At 51.9% G+C, this 16,620-nt stretch carries 14 protein-coding genes; all 14 read right to left on the reverse strand.

The window, feature by feature from the left end:
• Positions 1 to 109: 109 nt before the first annotated feature.
• On the reverse strand, positions 110 to 3,523 hold the full coding sequence (locus Pla22_RS21330) for an efflux RND transporter permease subunit (RefSeq protein ID WP_146516834.1): 3,414 nt from the start codon (positions 3,521 to 3,523) through the stop codon (positions 110 to 112).
• On the reverse strand, positions 3,520 to 4,638 hold the full coding sequence (locus Pla22_RS21335) for an efflux RND transporter periplasmic adaptor subunit (RefSeq protein ID WP_146516835.1): 1,119 nt from the start codon (positions 4,636 to 4,638) through the stop codon (positions 3,520 to 3,522). The genes Pla22_RS21330 and Pla22_RS21335 overlap by 4 nt, the downstream gene beginning before the upstream one ends.
• 33 nt (positions 4,639 to 4,671) lie before the next feature.
• Positions 4,672 to 5,700, reverse strand: coding sequence for a cytochrome d ubiquinol oxidase subunit II (gene cydB, locus Pla22_RS21340; protein WP_146516836.1), 1,029 nt, complete (start codon positions 5,698 to 5,700; stop codon positions 4,672 to 4,674).
• Complete coding sequence (locus Pla22_RS21345) at positions 5,700 to 7,169, reverse strand: cytochrome ubiquinol oxidase subunit I (protein WP_146516837.1); 1,470 nt, start codon at positions 7,167 to 7,169, stop codon at positions 5,700 to 5,702. Before Pla22_RS21345 ends, cydB begins: the two co-directional genes overlap by 1 nt.
• On the reverse strand, positions 7,159 to 8,655 hold the full coding sequence (locus Pla22_RS25915; protein WP_315854247.1) for a methyltransferase domain-containing protein: 1,497 nt from the start codon (positions 8,653 to 8,655) through the stop codon (positions 7,159 to 7,161). Before Pla22_RS25915 ends, Pla22_RS21345 begins: the two co-directional genes overlap by 11 nt.
• Before the next feature lie 37 nt (positions 8,656 to 8,692).
• The gene (locus Pla22_RS21360) at positions 8,693 to 9,841 is read right to left on the reverse strand and encodes an FAD-dependent oxidoreductase (RefSeq protein WP_146516838.1); all 1,149 of its coding nucleotides are present in this window, start codon (positions 9,839 to 9,841) and stop codon (positions 8,693 to 8,695) included.
• The gene (locus tag Pla22_RS21365) at positions 9,838 to 10,371 is read right to left on the reverse strand and encodes a rhodanese-like domain-containing protein (protein WP_165440781.1); all 534 of its coding nucleotides are present in this window, start codon (positions 10,369 to 10,371) and stop codon (positions 9,838 to 9,840) included. Before Pla22_RS21365 ends, Pla22_RS21360 begins: the two co-directional genes overlap by 4 nt.
• Before the next feature lie 54 nt (positions 10,372 to 10,425).
• Positions 10,426 to 11,043 (reverse strand): c-type heme family protein, encoded by a 618-nt coding sequence (locus Pla22_RS21370; protein ID WP_146516839.1) that lies wholly within the window; start codon positions 11,041 to 11,043, stop codon positions 10,426 to 10,428.
• Positions 11,040 to 11,687, reverse strand: a complete 648-nt coding sequence (locus Pla22_RS21375) for a methyltransferase domain-containing protein (RefSeq protein ID WP_146516840.1) — start codon at positions 11,685 to 11,687, stop codon at positions 11,040 to 11,042. The genes Pla22_RS21370 and Pla22_RS21375 overlap by 4 nt, the downstream gene beginning before the upstream one ends.
• 5 nt (positions 11,688 to 11,692) lie before the next feature.
• A complete protein-coding gene (locus Pla22_RS21380; RefSeq protein WP_146516841.1) occupies positions 11,693 to 12,859 on the reverse strand; it encodes a DsrE family protein in 1,167 nt (388 codons plus the stop codon).
• Between the two features lie 126 nt (positions 12,860 to 12,985).
• Complete coding sequence (locus tag Pla22_RS21385; RefSeq protein WP_146516842.1) at positions 12,986 to 13,465, reverse strand: bacterioferritin; 480 nt, start codon at positions 13,463 to 13,465, stop codon at positions 12,986 to 12,988.
• 66 nt (positions 13,466 to 13,531) lie between these two features.
• Positions 13,532 to 14,599, reverse strand: coding sequence for a cytochrome-c peroxidase (locus Pla22_RS21390; protein ID WP_207310446.1), 1,068 nt, complete (start codon positions 14,597 to 14,599; stop codon positions 13,532 to 13,534).
• Positions 14,600 to 14,663: 64 nt separating this feature from the next.
• A complete protein-coding gene (locus Pla22_RS21395; RefSeq protein WP_146516843.1) occupies positions 14,664 to 15,848 on the reverse strand; it encodes an NAD(P)/FAD-dependent oxidoreductase in 1,185 nt (394 codons plus the stop codon).
• The gene (locus Pla22_RS21400; protein WP_146516844.1) at positions 15,845 to 16,612 is read right to left on the reverse strand and encodes a DUF1641 domain-containing protein; all 768 of its coding nucleotides are present in this window, start codon (positions 16,610 to 16,612) and stop codon (positions 15,845 to 15,847) included. The genes Pla22_RS21395 and Pla22_RS21400 overlap by 4 nt, the downstream gene beginning before the upstream one ends.
• Positions 16,613 to 16,620 lie beyond the last annotated feature (8 nt).

The following is a 16,620-nucleotide window of genomic DNA, read 5'->3' on the forward strand; positions in this document are numbered from 1 at the left end:
GATTGCTCCACCTCAACCATAGCAAACTGTGGAATCCAAAACTACAAGCGTGCGATCAAACAAAAGAGGTCCAAGCCAAAGCACGCGACCATCTTCGCAAATCAACTAACTAGGTTGCCGGCTTGTGGTAGATCAGCCAATACGTCGCCGGAATCACAAACAGCGTGAATAGCGTCGATGCGATCAAGCCAAAGATTAGTGACCAACCCAGACCTGAAAAGATCGGATCGAGTGTAATGGGAACTGCCGAAAGCAGCGCCGCGCTGGCGGTTAGCAGGATCGGCCGCAACCGGATCACGCGACTTTCAAGGATTGCATCAAACAACGGTCGCCCAGCCGCGACTGCTTGTTCCATAAAGTCCACCAAAATGATCGAATCGCGAGTCACAATTCCTGCCAAGGCAATCATCCCAATCATCGCAGTTGCGGTAAAGAAAATGGGATCGGGATAGCCGCCCACATTCGCGTTGGCAAATAGATTCAACGCATAGAATCCAGGCATCACACCTAGAATTGTCAACGGAATCGCAAGCATCACAATTGTCGGAATGACAAACGATCCCGTTTGGGCCACCAAGATGATATAGATCATGACCATCGCGGCCGCGAACGCGAGCCCAAGATCACGAAATACGTCGAGTGTAATTTTCCATTCTCCTTCCCCGGAAAATGTCACCGACAGATCACTGGGAATGCCCCACGCGACGCCGCCACCGTTGGAAAAGTAGCTTCGATCGGAAACTGGTATTGCGGATGTGTCTGCGACAAAACCGGTATCGGTATCTCGCTGTTGATCGGAAAGTACATCGACGACACACTCCGCAGGTGGACGCCCCGCACATTCAGCCATCACATAGGCTATGCGTTGCAGGTTCTTATGATAGATCGTTTGGCTAACCTGTTCTTGATTCCAAGCGCCAAGCTCGGCCAACAGCACGGTGTTTCCTCGTGTCCCTTTGACTGTCAACTGCGATAGGTCATGAGGGCTACTGCGAAGTGGCTTTGGCAATTGAAATGTCAATCGGAGAGGGACCCTCTCACCTTCAACTCGAATTGTTTGATCTCGGTCGCCGCCGAGTGCAACTGCGATGGTTTGAGCGATTGCGTCTACCGACACTCCAGCGATCGCGGATTTTTCTTGGTCCGGTACAAACGTCAAACGATCGCTCGCCACTTCTCGCATCGTATCCACTTCGAACACGCCCGGTTCTCTACGCATTCGCTGAGCAACGATGTCCGCAGCAGATAAGATTTGGTCGTACGAACTTCCCGCTTGGCCAGTGACCTCAGCTACTAGTGAAGCGAGAACCGGCGGCCCCGGCGGCAATTCGACAATCCGCAAATTCCCGCCTGACGATTCGGCAATGTCGGTCAATGCATCATGCATCCGTAGTCCTATGCCATGGCTTTGAAGATGACGGTTCTTCTTGCCGACCAAATTCACCCGTAGTTCTGCTTGATGTGGCATGCCACGCAGATAGTAGTGGCGTACCATGCCATTGAAATCAATCGGACCTGACAATCCAACATAGCTCGTGTAGTCAGTCACCTCCGGTTCACTTGCCACGAAGCGTTCGATCTGCCCCATCACGGCGTCTGTCCGTTCCAATGAAGTTCCTTCGGGCATGTCCAACATGACCAGGAACTCATTCTTGTTGTCAAAAGGCAGCATCTTCAGCGGGACCATTCGCAACGCACCCAAACCTGCCGCCGCCACGGTAAGCACAGCCATCAAAGCAAGGAACATCACCGCCCTAAACCGAGTTTTCAACAACGGAACCATCATCGGTCGAAAGAACCGGTACAACAACGTCGTTTTGATCTGTTCAGGGTCGTACGACGCGTGCGATAGGGTCAGATCTTCATCATCAACTTGATGATCGCCATCCAATCCTGATTCCTCGTTGGGAAACTTCTTCTTGAGCACTTGGTAGGTCAACCATGGCGTGATCGTGAAAGCGACGACCATCGACATCAGCATTGCCACAGGAACATTCAAAGCCATGGGCGACATGTAGGGGCCCATCATCCCCGTGATAAAGAACATGGGCAAGAAACTAACAATCACCGCTAGCGTCGCACTGATCAGTGGAGGTCTGATCTCGGCAACGGCATCCAAGACGATTCGTCGAGTGGCTTTTTTACGTTCGTGAAAATGCCGGGCAATGTTCTCGACATCGACAATAGGGTCGTCAACTAGCAAACCGAGTGACAAGATAAGTGCAAACAATGTCACTCGGTTAATCGTGTAACCAAACATCAAGTTGACTGCCAACGTCAGCCCGAAAACGACCGGTACTGCCACCGCCACAATCATGGCTTCGCGAAACCCAAGTCCAATGGTAAGCAGCAAGACGACAATCACGATCGCAACACCAAGCGCTTCGACCAATTCATTCACTTTGTGATTCGCCGTTTGACCGCTGTTCCGCGTGATCACCATTTCCACGTTGTCGGGTACGAACTGCTCTCGAAGTTGGCTAGCCCGTTCGATCACCGCATCAGCAACACGAACCGCATTGGCTCCCTTTTGTTTTGAAATTGCAATCGTGACTGCGGTGCTGCTTGGCGTCGGTACCATTGCTTTCTCGGAATGCTCTTCTCCCAAGACAGTCCCCGGATTTCCCCAGTGACTGTCAAATCCACGCGATGGCCCCCATCCGTGACGAACATACTGGTTGACCTCCTCAGCCCCATCATTCACTGAGGCCACATCTTTCAAGAACACGGGCCTCGCATCAAATACGCCGACAACGACGTCTCGCAATTGCGCCGCGCTGGCAATCATTCCGTCGGTCCGTACAGCAATCACATGATCATTGTGAGTGATTGAGCCCGCCGGCAATGATCGATTGGCACCTTCCACGGTCTTTAGAACTTCCAACGCGGTCATTCCATGCGAACGTAATCCTTCGGGATCCAAAGCGACGGTAATGGTTCGCGACTGGCCGCCGACAACGTAAGCTCGATTGACCTGACTGACGCCGCCGAGTCGTTCGACCAATTCTTCGCCGATACGCCGGAGCGTGAAACCATTCTGCTCGGCACCTTTCAGTGCGAAAGTTACGATCGGGACATCGTCAATCTCGACGGGCTTCATCACCCAATCGGTGATTCCAGGAGCCATCGCATCAGTGTTTTCGTTGAGCTTCTTAAACAGTTTGACCAAACTGCGTTCGCGATCTTGCCCAACATAAAATCGGACCGTCACAATCGCACGATCGTCCATCGACATGCTATAGACATACTCAACACCGTCGATCTGGTAGAGCATTCGTTCCAAGGGAGTTGACACCAACTGTTCTACTTCAGCAGCCGAATGCCCAGGATACTCAACGAAAATGTCAGCTAACGGGACCACAATCTGCGGATCTTCTTCACGCGGAGTGATGAGCAGCGCTGCGACTCCGATGATCAGTGAGAAAACGATCAAGATAATTGACAGGTTCGAATTTAGAAAAACTCGAACGATGCCTGACAATACATCGTCATGCCCGTCCTCGGGATGCTTGTGATGAGTCACTTACGAACGCCTTCCTCATACAAGGTCACGGCATCAGCTGACATCGCGACCCTCTCACCGGCACGTAAACCCGACAATACCTCGACGTCGTTTCCGATTCTTCGACCCAACTGCAGACTGCGACGATTGAGAGTCTCGCCATCCACCGCATCAACCAACGCTAGCTGCCCCACACGCTTCACCGCGGCGGCGGGTATCACGACGATAGTTTCAGAATCAAGCGGTAATGCAATTCGCCCAAACATTCCACTGTAGATCCCAGGTGGGCAGGGGCCACTGACCTTCACTTGAAAACTACGGCTGCCCGCTTCGGCTTGGGGAACTACCTCCCGCACGGTCGCTTGGCATTCATAATCCATCGATTCAAGTTTCGCAGACACAACTTGCCCGACTTTCAATCGATTTGCGAACGACTCTCGAACGTTCGCCACCAATTGCATTTGATTCGGGTCGTACAGCGTCAACAGGGTTTGACCGGGCGTCACCGTATCGCCCTCCTGAACTTGCTTGTCGACGATAACGCCAGCGTAAGGAGCGTCGATGGTAGCGTACTCCAAAAACACTTTGGCTTCATCGACGGCGCGAGCCGCTTGGTTCAAGTTCGCTTGCGAAGTACGGACAGCGGTTTCGACCGTCTCGTATTCCGCCTGCGATATCGCATTCCCTTTTCGAAGTTGTTCTGCGCGTCGCAAATTTGCTCGGGCCTGCTCAGCACTAGCCGTTGCCGATTCTAAGCTAGCCTCGGCTTGCCTTAACCGCGACTTCAGTTCGTCGTCGACAAGCCGCACGAGCACTTCACCCTCAGCCACCATTTGACCCGCCGATACGTTCACTTCCGCAACCTTTGCCAAAATTTTTGACGCTACGAAAGATTGGTGAATCGGTTCGATCGAACCAACGGCCGTTTCAAACCGCGGCTGTTCAATCTCACGTGCCTCTACGACCGCCATGTTGGATTCGAGCCTGCGGACTGACGCTGTCTTTTCGTCAGATACCTTTCTCGTAAACACACCCGCGAACATCATCAGTAGCAGCACAACGCCCAAACTGCCGAAGATCGCAACACTCCATCGAGAGAGCGGCTTAAGAAAATTTTCCAGTCGTACTTTCGTCATAATGCCTGTGCTTAGTTCTTCGCCACTTCGCGATCAGTAACTGTGCGGATCGAGTTTTACTTTCCCTCGAAAGATCCAATAGATAATCACGGTATAGCTAAGAACACATGGAAGACCGATAGCCGCAATGATCAACATCGTTTGCAGCGTTCCAGCACTGCTGCGAGCGTTCTGCAACGTGACGCTATACGTCGGGTCAATCGTGGACAACATAAAATTTGGAAAGATTGCCACACTGAAAAGCGAAGCGAGTGCCAAGATGACCATCGCTGAACTAAAGAATGCGTATCCAGGCTTTCCCAGGTGCATAGCGCGAGGAATATTAAGCACCGCAAGGGCATTAAGGATGGGCACAATCCACAGCACGGGATATTCCGAAATGTTCTCCGTTGCGTGCGGAACGTGCCACCACGTCGCAAGTGTGACAAGGCAGTACAAACTGGCGAAGATGTAAAACAACGGAGTTATTGCGCGTTTCAGGCGAGCTTGCAGATCGTGCTCTGTCTTCAAGTAAAGAAAGATTCCACCGTGTAACGCGAATAGTGACACGGTGAGACAACCAACCATCAAGGGGTACCAATAAACTTGACTTAGCAAACTACCTTCATAGTGATACTTCGCCCCCAATTCCATTCCCGCCATCACATTGCCACCTGCAACCCCAAGCAAGAAAGCGGCGGTAAACGATGAGAGAAAGAAACCGATATCCCAGACGTTGCGCCACCTAGCGGAATGAACTTTCGAACGGAATTCTAGGCTGACCGCGCGACCAATCAAACACGTTAACAACAAGTAAAAGGCAAGATAGAAGCTGCTAAACACAGTCGCATAGGCAACCGGAAACGCAGCAAATAAGGCTCCGCCAAATGTGACCAACCAAACTTCGTTGCCGTCCCAGAGAGGACCAATCGAATTCATTACCAAACGTCTTTCCTGGTCATTCTTAGCGACGAAGGGGTGCAGAATTCCCACGCCCAAGTCGAATCCATCCAGGATTGAATAGCCGACTAGCAAGACGCCTAGTAGCACAAACCAAATGAACGTGAGTGTGTCGTAACTCATCAGACTCCGTCCTCCATCATGTCACCGCCGAAAGACTTGGCCGTTCGACTAAATTTTTCAGACATGGAATCGGCTTTCAACTTGCTTTTGTACTCCGTCAATTCCTCGCCACTTTCTGGCCCGTGTTGAATCTTGTTGTTGAGCACGAACACCCAAACGGCAAACAGCAACGAATAGATGACTCCGAACAAAATAATTGAACTAAGTACCTGCTCGGCTGTTACTGATTCGCTCAATCCATCGGCGGTTCTAAGCCCCATCATTTCAACTCCGTCTTGGATCGACGGATACACAATCCATGGTTGTCGACCAACTTCGGCGGTGATCCATCCTGCTTGATTCGCCGTCATAGCCGCCACGGGCATGAACACAACCGTCCACAACAACCACGGACGTTCGCTGTACGATTTTCGATACCAACACCAACACGCAACCACTGCGACGCCAATCATAAGCGTGCCCAAGCCAACCATCAGATGAAAGGTTTGAAAGGGCAACCACACCGGCGGGCGCTGATCTTCGGGAATTTTATCCATCCCTGGCACAGGAACGGTGGGGTCGTTGAAAACCATCAAGCTCAATAGATACGGAACCTTCACCTCAAAATGAACCGTCTCGTTCTTGGCATCTGGCCATCCAAACAGCGTAAGTCCCGTTGGCTCATCACTTGAGTGAAAGTGAGCTTCCATCGCAGCCAACTTTGCCGGCTGAGTCTCCACTAGCTTTTGTGCCGAATCGTGGCCCGTCGCAGCAGCAAGCAAAGTGAACAACAGCGCCGAAGGAAGTGCTATCGAAAGACATCGCCGTGACACATCCTCGTGCCGCCGCTTGAGCAAGTAATAAGAACAAACAGACGCGACAAAGAATGCCCCCAGCACTAGGGCACCTATCAGCGTGTGGGTCAACCGATCCACTGACGACGGATTGAATACCATCGTCCAGAAGTCCGTCACTTCGGCTCGAGGCATCATCTCACCTTGCACGTCATGCCAAACGATGTGGTAGCCCGCCGGCGTCTGCTGCCAACTATTCGCGACGACAATCCAGACCGCGCTGAACATCGAACCAAGAAACACCATTAACGTACTGAAAAGATGCATCTTGGGTCCAACTCGATCCCAGCCAAAGACCAACACTGCCAGAAATCCGCTCTCCAAGAAAAAGGCGAAGATTCCTTCCGCTGCCAATGCAGATCCAAATACGTCACCCACGAAACGTGAATAGGCAGCCCAGTTGGTACCGAACTCAAACTCCATCACAATTCCCGTGGCAACACCCATTGCAAAGTTAACAGCAAAGACGCGAGTCCAGAATCTCGCGGCGGCTTCCCACGCAGCTTCACGAGTTCGAAAGTATGCCAACTCGCAAAGAAACAACTGCAATCCAAGGCCAATCGACAGGGGCGGAAACAAGTAGTGGAACATGATCGTTCCCGCAAACTGCAGTCGACTGAGTATTTCAACGTCCATTAGATTTATCCTGTTTCCATTCCCCAGTGCGTTGGGGTTGAAACTTTGGCCTTGCATTTGAGTTTATGAACGCGGCGATATCCACCGCTTCTTGATCTGTTAGGTCGGCGTCACCCGGCGGCATAGCGACTTTCAACCAGGACGCCATCTTCGGCACTTTCGAAAGACCAGCCCCATCATTAAAAGATTGCTCGCCCCAAACCGGCGGGCCTTCGTCAGATCCGCTACCGTCTTCAAGATGGCAATCCGCGCAGCGACTTTCATACAGCGACTTCCCTCGGGAATAGTCGGACTCAATCGAGTCGACATCAATCATGGTTAGACGGTTGGGTCCAAGGGGAGCATCTGGGTTCATATCGATCGGCGTCTGACGAGACAACCACGTGATATAAGCGGCGATCGCAACCGAGACTTGGCTTCCAAGGGCTGGCCGTGAACCATTCTGGCTACGTAAGAAACAGTTGCCGATGCGATCTTCCAGCGTGATAACAGATGATTCACGCGGCGAATACGCTGGGTACGCAGCAGCAACTCCCCGAAACGAAGCGGCTTCACGATGACGTCCCGCTTCCAAGTGACACGATGTGCAATTCAACTGATTGCCAACGAATGATCGAGTCAGCGGATGCGAACTGGTCTCATTGACGAGCGTTTCCCCCAACCGAACCATCTCACCGAGCGGACCTGATGGATACGCTGCGGCAACGTCCTCGGATGAACGAGGATCAGCAATCGAAGTCGATGGCGGCGATGGCGAAGCGACCGGTTTGCGAAAACGAAGCAAGTAGTTTTCTTTGAATCCGTGAATGGTGACCTCATCGGTGAATTGAAAACCAGCCGAGACTATTTCGTTTCGAAACACTTCTTTGCCTGCTCGAACATGACCGATCAGAAACTCTCGGGATACACCGGGAATACGGTTAAAGTCGATTAATACTAAACGACCGTTTGGCTTGAGAGCTCGATAGATCGACGATAGCGATTGCTGAGGACTTTCAAAATGGTGATAAGTGTCGCAGATGAAAACTAAATCGACTGACTCGGGTGGCAAACGTATCGAGACGTCGGTTCCCAGCGCGGTCGTTAAGTTCTCAATCCCGTCGGCCGTGGACTGAGTGGCAATGTGCTGCAAAAACTTTGACGACACATCAATGCTGTAAACCCATCCACTCTCGCCGGTTCGCTTAGCAAACGAGCGGCTATAGAAACCGGTCCCAGCCCCCACATCGGCTATTCGATCGCCGGGCATGATGTCGCAAGCCGATAACACTTCTTCTCGCGCGGCATAGACTTCGCGACTTTCGACTTCAAACCTATCTATCCACTCATCAACCTTAAGATTCTCGTCCTTAAATTTGTCATTGATGCCTTCAGGGACAACGGTCGCACTTGGGTTTACCTCTTGGCACCATGCGATCGAGCTGATTGCGATTGAAGCAACCAAAATTATCGCGGTGATAGATTTCGTTGCCACACAGATTTTCACAGTGATATTCCTCCAAAGGTTTTCGTTTCGGTTTCAATCATCCAAGGTCTTGAAAATCGTCTACGAACTTTCGATCGATCCATGTTTTCAATTTCCAACACCAACGAGCGTGCACTGTGAACCATCCATATTCCAAAAGCGCTTTTGTATCGCCAGTGTTTAGCAACTTCAAGAAATCGCTCTGAGGTTCAAATTTCCTCATCGCCTTCCCGCTAAAGTGCGCATGCAGATTGTTCCAGAGGATGGGGCACTGCCGCACGGCATACACTCCCGCCTTGGGTGATGGCGATTGAATGACCGTCCCAGAATCACCAACGGCAAAGATTCTTGGGTCCGTCAACGACTGAAGCGTTTGGCTAGTCGCAATGAAGCCACGTTCGTCTGTTTGGAGTCCGAGTTTTCCCAAAACAGGAGGAGCAGCAGCCCCGGTGGCCCAGATCACACAATCGGCGGGAAATCGCTGGCCGTCATCTCGCACCACATCCGTATCGTTGACCTCAACGATGCGATGCCCTGCGTGAACGGGGATGTTTCGAGCGGTAAGCAATTTCTCAATCTTCGCAATGCTGCGTTCCCGCATCCCATCAGCGATTCGGTCGCTACTGGTAAAGATGTCGATCTTCACATTGCCCTGAATACCGGTTGCACTATGGCGTTTCGAGATCTGTTCATTCAAACAGAATGCAATCTCAACACTTGCAACGCCACCGCCGACGATGGCAACACGCAGCGGTACATTCTTACCAAACGATGCGTTCTGCAAGCGATCATCCAAGCGGCTCAAGAAGGTTTGCATCGGCTTGATCGGCACCATCAAGGACGATTCGCTGAGCTGTTGCCAACCCGCCGGCATCGACCCCACTCCGACCGAAAGAGCGTCGAAAGGAATACTTTCGTGATCGCTGAACAGAACCTCGCCGGCGGTAAGATCCAGACCGCAAGTGTCAGCCAAGATCAATCTCGCACCGGCATGATCGGCAAGTTTTCGCAGATCAATCCTCATCTCGTTATCGCTGAACTGCCCGCCGAGCGTGCCTGGCAACATTCCGGAATATGTCGCGGTCGGAAACTTACTGATGCAGGTCAAGGAGCAGTTTGGAATAGGTTCAACAGCCCATTCCTTGACAACGTGTGCATTGGTGTGACCAATCCCGAGCAGAACCAGATGCTTCGTCGGGGAAGTCACTCCGTCACCTGCTCGTACTTCGCAGGCACGCGGTAGCGTTTGCTGTACGTGTGAACTCGATTCGTCGGTTTGCCATCAAGTGTGACCAGGGGTAGACCAGCATCAACCCACTTCAAAATGCTTCCCTGATAGTTCTTCACTTTCACGCCGTCACCGGCGAGCTGCTTCGCATAGGCACCGCTTCGTCCGCCAACCGTGCAGTACGGAATGACTAAACGTCCAGCATAAAGTTGCTTGTCTTTTTCATACTGCGACTTCGTAATCGCACCTGGAATCACCGAAACATTAACTTCAGCTTCGGTACGCACATCAATGACGACAAAGTCAGGTTGCGGAGGCTTCGCCCCCAGTTCCTCTGCCTTGACTTCGGCGTCCTGTTGATCCTGCAGCAATTGATTCAAGTCCTCGGTATCAATCGTGCCAACTTTGGGGCCTCCGAAGAGACCGCCAAATTGAGCGACCACCGTCGGTGCTTCAGCATTTGCAAAGAGAATGAACGCAACGAACAGGACGACAAATCGAGATTTCATAAGCTGTTTCTATTTTTAGAGGTTGATAACGTTGGGAAACACCACGGACTCGGATTAACCGCCTGGTAGTTCGATCCAAAACCACCCGCGTAATTCACCTTCTTTAAACCCCGTGGCTCGATCGTTGGGATAAAGCTTAGCGAGTTGATCTTGAACTACTGGGGCGATCTGCTCTTTTGGGCCGTGACACATGACGCATTGACCCTGCAACTTGATTGGCAAAAGCGCCGCCGCGTGACCATTGTCCAACATCACAAAGGTTGGCGTTTGCGTTTTAGCTTGCACTAAATTTTCCGCCCACGCCGGAGCAACATTATCGGCATTGCGCAACCGCACTCCGGTGCGTCCTATTCGTAAACTCTGTTCGGTGCCAACCGCTTCAGCAATTCTGGGTGCCTCTTTTTGACAGACCGCTATCGCTGCAGCAGGCCCCTGACTTCCCATTGCTTCCATCAACCGTCCGGACAACCTAGTGAACAATGCGTCCTTCGCAGCCAGCATTTTTCCTTTCGATGCTTCGCTGGGTAATTGCCCCACAACGATTGAAGCGGAACGTTCCGTCGAGTCAGGACTTCGCGTTTGAGTGGAATCACTCCGCGAACATCCTGCTACGAAAGCAAGCACCCCGACGCATAGGAACTTAAGAGGTGAGGGTGAAAGAACGATGTTCATTCGTCGGTTCCTTTTCGCGTAAGTACGCAGGCTATTTCGTGCATACCCGATGGATGATCAACACGCTCGGAGCGGTTGGACCATTGCCAAGTCGGAAGTGCGAAAACGGTCTGCATGGTGGGCAAATCACACGAGAATGGGGGCTCATCTGATTTTCCGCTCTGCATGAAGAGTCCAAACAAACTTCCTTCGGGTAGAAGCAACCGAGCTAACCGTTGTTCATACGCATTCCATTGGCTGGGATGAATGGCACACAAACACGTTTGCTCGTAAATCGCGTCGAACGCATGCGAATGAGAGAACGTGAATATGTCAGATTGAACCACCACCGCGTTGAGTCCTCGAAGTGTCAATTGTTCTTTGAGCGACTGTACAGCCGCGTCGGCGAAATCAACGGCGGTCACATCGAACCCCGCTTCCGCCAATGCGATTACCTCGTGCCCACGACCACAACCTGGAACGAGGATCTTGCACGGCCGCAATTCGCCTGCCTTCAACCACTGCGACAACATAGGGTTAGGCCCGCCACGATCCCAACCGGTTTTCCCCAGCTCGTATCTCTCTTGCCATCCTTTGCTCGACAGGTTGGCGGATCGGGCAACGCCGAGGTTCGTTGCGGGAAAATTGTCGGAATGCTCATTCATGGTTTTCAGTTCCCGAGTGGCACATAGGCGTAACCGTCCGCTTGCAGATTCGCCACGGTGGTGATGGCAGAGACGGAAGTTTCAACAAATACGGCTACCTCACTGGGCTTGGCTCCTTTCGAAATCAAAGACTGCCCGCACACGTAGAGCTCAACGCCACACTCATGAAGACGTCGAAGCAAGTCTAGATTTGGATTGCCAACGGTCGAGAACTTCTTGGCATAGGCGTCCGGATTGAGGACCGCAAGAGTTGCGTCACCGTGAAAAATAACCGCGATTTGAACGTCGGCCGGTTCAGCTCCAGCGCCGCCGTAGATATTGACGTACTTGGCAACCTTTTCGATTCCCTCATTGAGACCCGTGGCTTCACCACCTCTCGTTAGATCAACAAGGATCTTTGTCCCCGATCGCGGTTGTTGGACTGCATTTGATAGTTGAACAACATCGCCGTGACCGACGATCTTTGGTCGCGATACCACAGCCACCGCCGATTCCTCTTTGTCGGGAACGGCGTGATTTTTCATTGCCTCGTCGAAACCATGCTCGACAAATCCACTAACCGTTTTAGCGTGTGCTTGGATCAATTTCACCACGTACGCGTCCTCTGAAGTCTCGGTGACGCGGACACCATTGGTTGTGTCTTCATGAACAATTTCAATTTTATCGGTATGCTTAAAAATTTCGGCGAACAAAGGATCCCGCATGCGAATCGGGTTAGAGTTACTAATCCGATACGCCATCCACTCGACATGCTCCCTGATCTTGTCGGCTACCTCGGGAGAATCAGACTCTGTTAACGTCTCAACGCCGTTAGGCAATTCCTTTACCGAGCGTCTAATCTTGTCATGATTTGAAAGTAAGAACTGGAACACTTCGTGATCGGCACCGTGACGATCATCGTGACCATGCGTTGCAGCACCTTGCTGCTGCTGCCCAAACGCTCGACCAAGACCTCGACCAAAGCCGCGTCCAAAACCACGCCCGGCACCGGGACCGCGACGAACGCCCAATCCACTTCCCCGGCCTTCCATAGCCCCTTCGTCACCTGTTTGGTCCTGAACCGATTGGTCCTGAACCGATTGGTCTTGCGCGAACACCGTCGCAACGTCAACAACGCCAATGAACGAGATAGCAATGAACGAGAGAGCAACGAACGCAATAACACGGACCATGAAATGACTCTGTAGTAACGATAGCAGGATGAACGTGACGTGACTTCAACGGACTCGATGGACGCGCAAACCTCAACACCAGATCATAGAGATCACCGGGCCAAACTTCCGCAATGCGATACCGTCTTAGGCTTCGGAATCAGGCGACATGTGTTTCGCGATGTAGGCGGGTTCGCCCATTCGTTCCAGCAGATCAAGCTGCAACTCTAACCAACTTGCATGTCCTTCTTCATCGACTGCAATGCGTTCGAAGAGCTGACGCGTACCGATGTCCCGGTCTTCGCTCGCTTGAATCGAGGCTGTTGTGTAGAACTCGATTGCTTCCTTCTCGTCGGCAAGGTCGGTTTCGAACATCTCCTTCAATGATGTAGCTCGAACGGGCGTCTTTTCGAGCGTCAACTTCGGATCCCCCTTCAAGAACAAGATTCGGACCAAGTACTCTTCGGAATGTCCAAGTTCCTCTTGCAGTTCTTCCCGCATCTTGGATGCCAATAGTCCCATGCCCCAATCGTCCAATACACACGCATGCAACTGATACTGGTGCATGGCGGTAAGCTCCATCGACAATGCACGTTGAAGATTTTCGATTGTCTGCGTCTTAGTCATGTTTGGTCCTCTGGTTTTCAGTGAATAGAAAGTGAATATCTTTGTTTTTGCTTCGTTTCGTCTAGTTTAGGATTGATCGTTGATAGCGGAACCGACCTTCGCCTGAATGACCGACTCTCCTGATCGTGATGGCAGGCGAGGGAAGGTCATTTCCGGGAACTCGCCTTCAAGCGCTGACATGAACGAGGTCAAGTCGTCGGCTTCGCGATCGGTCAATTCTACATCTAACTGAGTAGATGCCATTAACCGACACGTTTCCGCCAACGAACTTACTCGACCATTGTGAAGATAAGGTGCTGTCAACGTAACGTTCCGCAGGGTAGGCGTCTTGAAAAGATGATCATCGGTATTATCACCGGTCGCCTGTGATCGTCCTAGGTCCGTTGCCAAGTCATACGCTTGAACGAACGGTGAAGTGTCGAACCTCGGAAACTCAACAAACTCCGCATCACTTCCTATATCCCACCCGTTGAGCGCTGGTCCGGAATGACATTCGGTGCAACCGATTGATTCGAATAGTTCCATGCCGCGTATCTGCGTTTCACTCATTGCATGCTCGTCACCGTCAAGATATCTGTCCAATGCACTGTTAGGTGTGATGAGTGTCCGTTCAAAAGCCGCGATTGCTTCCACGGCGTTTTCGATAGTGACCGCATCATCGTTCTTAAACGCAATTTGAAAGTCGTTGGTATAGCCCGCGATGTCTTTGATTCGGCTGATCACTTGGTCATGCCCCAACATGCCCATTTCGACGTCGGCCACCATCGGCCCCTTGGCCTGTTCTTCAAGCGTTACCGCACGCCCGTCCCAAAACTGAGACGCCTGGAACACTGCATTCCAAACCGTCGGAGCGTTTCGAGGACCCGTGAGGCCATTGACACCCATCGATGTCGCTCGGCCATCGTCGCCACCTTCCATTAAGTTGTGGCAACTATTGCAAGAAACCGTTCCGGTGGCTGATAACCGAGGATCAAAATAGAGTTTCTTCCCCAGCTCGATCTTCTCTGGTGTGTCGCTTTGCTTTAGGGCAGCTTTTGGCAGCGCAACCAAATTCTGAGCACCGACCTGACCGATCCCAACCAGCATCGCTGCAAAGGTAAACAGCCGTGTAATCATATTCGTTCTAGCAATCATCGTGGTAACGTACGTGTTTGAGCGGAAGATCCGCTGCGGGGAAGGTCTTGTTAAAACAGAAAACTCAAGCACGACCGCGAAGCATGCCGTGCCAATAAAGCGCGGGCAGTCCGAACTTTTTCAACATGAGCATGCTGAACCGCTCCTTGGCTTGATCAAAAGGAAACGTTTCAGCGGGCTGACCGCTGTAATCAAATTCCGCCAAAACTAAACTGTCGTAGCCAGTTACGACGGGACACGATGTGTAGCCGTCGTAACGAGCCGATAGCGGTTCTTGTTTCATCAATGACCGAAGATTGCTAACCAAGACTGGGGCTTGCTTTCGAATTGCCGCACCGGTTTTCGATGTCGGCAAACTTGACGCATCACCGATACCAAACACGTTGGCGAACCGAGTGTGTTGAAGCGTGTATTTATCGACATCGACCCAGCCGTCCTCGCTCGCCAACTCACTGCTTGACACGAAGTCAGGCGCGCTCATGGGCGGGGTAACGTGAATCATGTCGTATCGGATGACGATCTCTTCATCGGTGTCCATATGCCGATAGATCGCTTCTCTGGATGCCGACCGGATCTCAACTAAGTTATGGCGAAAACGAGGTTCAACGCCTTTCCGCTGCGCCACTTTTTCGAGGATCTCGCGATAGCGATCGACCGCAAACAGACGTGGCCCGGCTAATGTAAAAATAACATCGATGTCATTGCGAACCCCGTGACGACGAAAATAGTCCTCGGCAAGGTAGCAAATCTTCTGCGGTGCTCCGCCGCATTTCACCGCGCCGGCTGGCTGAGTGAACAACGCGACACCTTGTTTCAGATTGCGAATGAACTTCCACGTGCTGGCGACCGTGTCGATCGAGTAGTTGCTGCACACACCGTCCTTCCCGACGGCATCCTTCAACCCTTTGACTTGTCCCCAGTTGACCTGAATACCAGGAGCGACAACGAGGTAATCATAGGTGATTGTGGCGCCGCCTCGCGTCACAACTGTGTTTTCGTTTGGCGCAAAGGAAGTCACATGATCCTTCACCCAATCCACGCCATAGGGGATCAAGTCAATTTCATTCCGCCCGGATTCCTCAGGCTTGAACATTCCCCCGCCAACCAAGGTCCAAAGCGGTTGATAGTAGTGCTTCTCGGACGGTTCGATGATTGCAATACCCAATGACGGATCTGCGTTGCGCAATCGAGCCGCGACGGTGATGCCCGCTGTTCCCCCTCCGACAATAACAATTTGATAGTGGCTCATATGACGCTACCTTTCTCTGATGACACGGTTGACGAAATTTGGCTGGCATCAGGATTTTTCTCGAGCACACCGCCAAAACACTTTGCGAACTGCAAGCCGAATGAAAGAGCGCGCTGGGTGTTGGGATCGCGGATCGCACCGATCAGTCCAAGCAACCCAACCCGCTTGGGTACTGGATGCTCGCAAGTTCCTTGATGGCAACTTGAAAGAGCCGACCCAGCCATCCCAACCGTCGCCACCGAGTTCTCGCTCATCACATCGGATTTCAGCAGAAACCCAATCCGATCAAGTTCCTCTTTGCGAATCTGTCCGCCCAAGTACAAAGCAGCGTGGAGCCCTTGTCGAAGACTCTGTTCGAAGTCGATGCCATCGGTTTTGACCTGGGCCGCCCATTCATCAAACACATCGACTGCGATCGCGATAAGGTTTGGAAGCTCATCGAGCAGCTCACTTCCTTCTTCTAGTTTTGGAAGTCGAGAAACAAGACGCTCCATTGCACGCATGTTGCTGGGCTCACTGATCTGCACAAGCAATTTTGCAAATCGAGTTGCCCGTTCTTCGATATCAATGCCATCTTGCGAGGCTCTACGAGCGACGGCGTCAAATACATCGACAGCAATCGCCAGCAAGTTGGGTAACTCACCAGCAACATTCAAGATTTGATTGAGCTTTTCGGCTTGGTCAAGTAAGCGGTGAAGGACGTCGACCGTATTGGGATCGTTCAATCGGTCCTCAAGCGTTGGCCTTTGAATGGCGGTATCCATGAATGCAC

It is taken from the genome of Rubripirellula amarantea, from assembly GCF_007859865.1.
Classification (GTDB): Bacteria; Planctomycetota; Planctomycetia; order Pirellulales; family Pirellulaceae; genus Rubripirellula; species Rubripirellula amarantea.

What these genes read in the sequence shown, in the direction of transcription:
- Pla22_RS21335 (WP_146516835.1), bottom strand. Translation starts at nt 4,638, where the DNA reads ATGACGAAAGTACGACTGGAAAATTTTCTTAAGCCGCTCTCTCGATGG.
- cydB (WP_146516836.1), bottom strand. Translation starts at nt 5,700, where the DNA reads ATGAGTTACGACACACTCACGTTCATTTGGTTTGTGCTACTAGGCGTC.
- Pla22_RS21345 (WP_146516837.1), bottom strand. Translation starts at nt 7,169, where the DNA reads ATGGACGTTGAAATACTCAGTCGACTGCAGTTTGCGGGAACGATCATG.
- Pla22_RS21365 (WP_165440781.1), bottom strand. Translation starts at nt 10,371, where the DNA reads ATGAAATCTCGATTTGTCGTCCTGTTCGTTGCGTTCATTCTCTTTGCA.
- Pla22_RS21370 (WP_146516839.1), bottom strand. Translation starts at nt 11,043, where the DNA reads ATGAACATCGTTCTTTCACCCTCACCTCTTAAGTTCCTATGCGTCGGG.
- Pla22_RS21375 (WP_146516840.1), bottom strand. Translation starts at nt 11,687, where the DNA reads ATGAATGAGCATTCCGACAATTTTCCCGCAACGAACCTCGGCGTTGCC.
- Pla22_RS21380 (WP_146516841.1), bottom strand. Translation starts at nt 12,859, where the DNA reads ATGGTCCGTGTTATTGCGTTCGTTGCTCTCTCGTTCATTGCTATCTCG.
- Pla22_RS21385 (WP_146516842.1), bottom strand. Translation starts at nt 13,465, where the DNA reads ATGACTAAGACGCAGACAATCGAAAATCTTCAACGTGCATTGTCGATG.
- Pla22_RS21390 (WP_207310446.1), bottom strand. Translation starts at nt 14,599, where the DNA reads ATGATTGCTAGAACGAATATGATTACACGGCTGTTTACCTTTGCAGCG.
- Pla22_RS21395 (WP_146516843.1), bottom strand. Translation starts at nt 15,848, where the DNA reads ATGAGCCACTATCAAATTGTTATTGTCGGAGGGGGAACAGCGGGCATC.
- Pla22_RS21400 (WP_146516844.1), bottom strand. Translation starts at nt 16,612, where the DNA reads ATGGATACCGCCATTCAAAGGCCAACGCTTGAGGACCGATTGAACGAT.